Origin of the sequence: Streptomyces sp. NPDC029044, assembly GCF_040637495.1 — a bacterium.
GTDB lineage: Bacteria > Actinomycetota > Actinomycetes > Streptomycetales > Streptomycetaceae > Streptomyces.
The window spans coordinates 1-3,285 of the sequence record NZ_JBEZWN010000141.1 but is presented as its reverse complement, the minus strand read 5'-3'; the positions used below and the strand labels follow the sequence as shown (position 1 = coordinate 3,285).

Genomic DNA, 3,285 nt, shown 5'->3' with positions numbered 1-3,285 from the left:
CGACGGCCGGGGAACGGAGCGCGCCACGCGAGCCGGACAGGGTGGCCCGAAGCCCACCGACGGCCGGAGAACGAAGCGCACCACACGAGCCGGACAGGGTGGCCCGAAGCCCACCGACGGCCGGAGAACGAAGCGCACCACACGAGCCGGACGAGGTGGCCCGAAGCCCACCGACGGCCGGAGAACGAAGCGCACCACACGAGCCGGACAGGGTGGCCCGAGGCCCGCCGAGGGGCGCGGGGCGGCCGGACGGGGGCGGGAGGGGCGGGTGAGGACCCGTCCGTGCCGAGCATCGGCGGGCGGTGAGAGGCCGCCTCGCAGGTGGCGGAAGCGACCCGCCGTGCCCGTCGGAGGCCGGGGACGCCCGGGTGTCAGGCGATCAGCGTCCGGCCCGGGTGCAGACGGTCGAGGAGCTGGTTCTGGTGCAGGCCGGCGACGGGGGCGAGGAGGTCCGGGTGGCGCAGCAGGGCCGCGGCGCTCCGGTCGCCGTCGTCGGGGGCGACGAGGCGGCGATACTCGGCCGGTGCCCCGGTGCTGTGGCCGCCGTCGGCGAGGGCGGCCACGGCCCGGGCCGCCAGCTCCGGGTCGATCAGCAGACTGGCCGCCCAGCTGGCCACGACCTCGTCCACCCAGGTGCGCCAGGCGTGTGCGTCCGGGTCGTCGCCGAGGCCCGCGTCGGCGCCGGTGACCCAGTCGAGCGGCCCGGAGCCCCCGGGGCCGGCCATGTCGAGCAGGGCGGCGTCCATCGCCGTCGGGTACCTGAGCCGGGCAGCGACCGTTACTGCCTGGCGGGCCTGGGCCTCGCACAGGGCGGACGCCAGGGCGCCGCCGGAGGCGGGGAAGGCGCGGGTCAGCCACTGGGCGGTGGCCGCGATGACCGGGGAGAGATCTGCTTGCACTGCCGGGCCGTCCGAGGGAAGGGGGCGGGGATCTGGTCGTAGACGGTAACCGTGCCTTCCGGCGCCCGGACGTGATCGGGGCCTCGTCCAGGACGTGGCCTCGGCCACACCGGCCCGACGGGCGACGCCGCGCCGCGGCGGCGGCTCGTTTCGCGGCAGAGGGGCCGGGCACCCGGCCCGCGTGTTCCCCCATGGTCGCGAATCCGCCGGCCCGGCCCGGCGTGCGGGTGCCCGGTCGCCGGTGCGCCGGCTGCGCTTCGACGGCTGGATCGCGGGGATCGGCACGACGTCCGGTGCCCGGGTGGTGCTCGGGCACTGGCCGCGGTCGCCGTGGGGGCCGTTCAGCGACGTGATGGTCGAAGAGGCAGGTGGGCGCAGGCTGCTGCTGGCGCCCACCGCCGACACGGCGGACTTCGTCGCCGGTACGTACGTCTTCGACGAGGTGCGGATCGTTCCGGTCGAGGTACGGATCGCCGACCGCCGGCACTGGACCGTCACCGCCCCGCCGTTCCATGTGCGCTTCACCACCGGCCGCCGCAGCCTGCCGGGCCTGGCGCTGCGGGCGGTCCCGGGCCGGCTCGCCACCCGTCCGGGGTGGATCGCGCTGTGGGACCGGCCCGCCCGATTGCTGCTGGGAGCACGCACCCACGGCAGCGCCCGGGCCGGACGGCACCAGTGGTACGGCGCGCGGGATCTGCACCCGGTCACCTCGGCCGCCGTCACCTACGACGGCGAGAGCCTCGGCGCCCTCGCCCCGGTCGAGCCCCCCGTGCGCTTCGGGACCGGCTCGACACCCCGCCTTCCCAGCCTCGTGCGGATCACCACGACGGTGACCGTGGAGCGGGACCGGAGTACGACAGGAGCCGCGTCATGACGGAACAGCGAGCGGACCCGCCGGGCGCCCGGCGTGCCCCGGCCACCGACATGTCCCTGCTGGGCATCTACCTCAACGACCACCCCGCCGGTGCCACCGCCGGGACCGCGCGGGTGCGCTACCTGCTGCGCTCGTGCCGGGGTTCGGGGCTCGCCGACGCGCTGGCCCCGGTCGCCGCCGAGATCGCCGACGACCGGACGAGTCTGCTGCACATCATGCGGCGCCTGGACGTCCCGGTACGCCGCTACAAGGTCTACGCGGGCCGGGCGGCCGAGCAGGTGGGGCGGCTGAAGAGCAACGGCAGCCTGGTCCGGCGGTCCCCGCTGAGCACCCTGTGGGAGCTGGAAGCGCTGGCGCTCGGTGTGGAGGGCAAGACGGCGGGCTGGGAGACGCTCCGCGATCTGGCCACCACGGACGAACGCCTCGACGCCCGGCACCTCGACGAGCTCATCGAACGGGCCCGGCGGCAGCACGCCACGCTGGAGGCGCTGCGCCACAAGCAGGTCGTGGTCGCCTTCCGCGCTGCCTGAGTAACCGGCCCCGGCTCACCAGAACCTGCTGCTGAGGGCGGGCTGATGGGCCAGTTGTACGGCGTCGCGCAGCCGCAGCGCGACACTGATCGTGGCGCGCAGAGCGGACGGGCGTACGGTCTGGGCGGTCTCGGTGGCGAGCACCAGCAGACAGGCCGCCGCCTGTTCGACGACCGAGACCGGCAGGATGAAGTCGTTGTCGGCGGCCGAGCGGAACGCCTTCAGAGGGATCGCGGCTCCGTCGATGGCCCGGTGCGCGGCCTGCTCCAGGTGCTGTGCGGCCTGTTCGCACACGGGGGCGGGCAGGGCGATGGTGCGCTGGAACGGTGAACTCGTCATGACCCGACTGCTCCCCCGGCGGTGGCCGCCTCTGTCGGCCCACGGCGGGATTTCACCGTCCCGCGTGACGGGCGCGTGGCGCATGTATGGGAGTCGGAACATCCGATCGAAGGCGGAGAAGGAGCTCGTATGACCGACTGTTCCGACGTCGTGGCCCGGCTCACCGGGCGGGCGGTCAGCGGTGAGAGGCCGCTGTCGGGGGCTCTCACCGAGGTCACCCTCGACGACGGGCGCGTCGTGGTCGTCAAGCGGTCCGCCGAACCGGGGGCGGCGCGGGCCGAGGCGGCGGGGCTTCGGTGGCTGGCCGCGGCCGGGAGCGTGCGGCTGCCGGCGGTGCACGGACACGAGGAGGGCCGGCTGGTCATCGACCGGGTCGCGCAGGGGCGGCCGACCCGGGAGGCGGCTGTGCGGTTCGGCCGGGACCTGGCGGCGCTGCACGCCGCCGGGGCGCCCGCGTTCGGGGCGCCGCCACCGGGCGGACCGGTGGACGCCTGGATCGGGCTCGCGCCGATGCGCAACGAGCAGGGCACCGACTGGCCGCGCTGGTACGCATCGGGCTGGCCGCCCTCGCCGGTTCCTCCGCCGGGGCCTTCTTCGCGGCCGGGATGAGCACCGAGGTTCTCAAGCCGGTCATCATGGTGGT

4 protein-coding genes and 2 pseudogenes are annotated in these 3,285 nt (G+C 75.5%); 4 read left to right on the top strand and 2 right to left on the bottom strand.

Features of this window, described 5'->3' with window-relative positions:
* Positions 1-371: 371 nt before the first annotated feature.
* On the bottom strand, positions 372-899 hold the full coding sequence (locus AB0E85_RS39755) for a hypothetical protein (protein ID WP_361937631.1): 528 nt from the start codon (positions 897-899) through the stop codon (positions 372-374).
* Positions 900-1,140: 241 nt separating this feature from the next.
* On the opposite strand from AB0E85_RS39755, the gene AB0E85_RS39750 reads away from it, so the two are divergent.
* Complete coding sequence (locus AB0E85_RS39750) at positions 1,141-1,773, top strand: hypothetical protein (protein WP_361937630.1); 633 nt, start codon at positions 1,141-1,143, stop codon at positions 1,771-1,773.
* Positions 1,770-2,303, top strand: a complete 534-nt coding sequence (locus AB0E85_RS39745; RefSeq protein ID WP_361937629.1) for a hypothetical protein — start codon at positions 1,770-1,772, stop codon at positions 2,301-2,303. The genes AB0E85_RS39750 and AB0E85_RS39745 overlap by 4 nt, the downstream gene beginning before the upstream one ends.
* 15 nt (positions 2,304-2,318) lie before the next feature.
* On the opposite strand, the gene AB0E85_RS39740 is transcribed toward AB0E85_RS39745, so the two are convergent.
* The gene (locus tag AB0E85_RS39740) at positions 2,319-2,642 is read right to left on the bottom strand and encodes a hypothetical protein (RefSeq protein ID WP_361937628.1); all 324 of its coding nucleotides are present in this window, start codon (positions 2,640-2,642) and stop codon (positions 2,319-2,321) included.
* 129 nt (positions 2,643-2,771) lie between these two features.
* Between AB0E85_RS39740 and AB0E85_RS39735 the strand changes: the two are divergent.
* Positions 2,772-3,194 (top strand): annotated as a pseudogene (locus AB0E85_RS39735) (fructosamine kinase family protein); the annotation flags it as partial.
* Positions 3,188-3,285, top strand: a pseudogene (locus AB0E85_RS39730) (sulfite exporter TauE/SafE family protein); the annotation flags it as partial. The pseudogenes AB0E85_RS39735 and AB0E85_RS39730, both read left to right, overlap by 7 nt.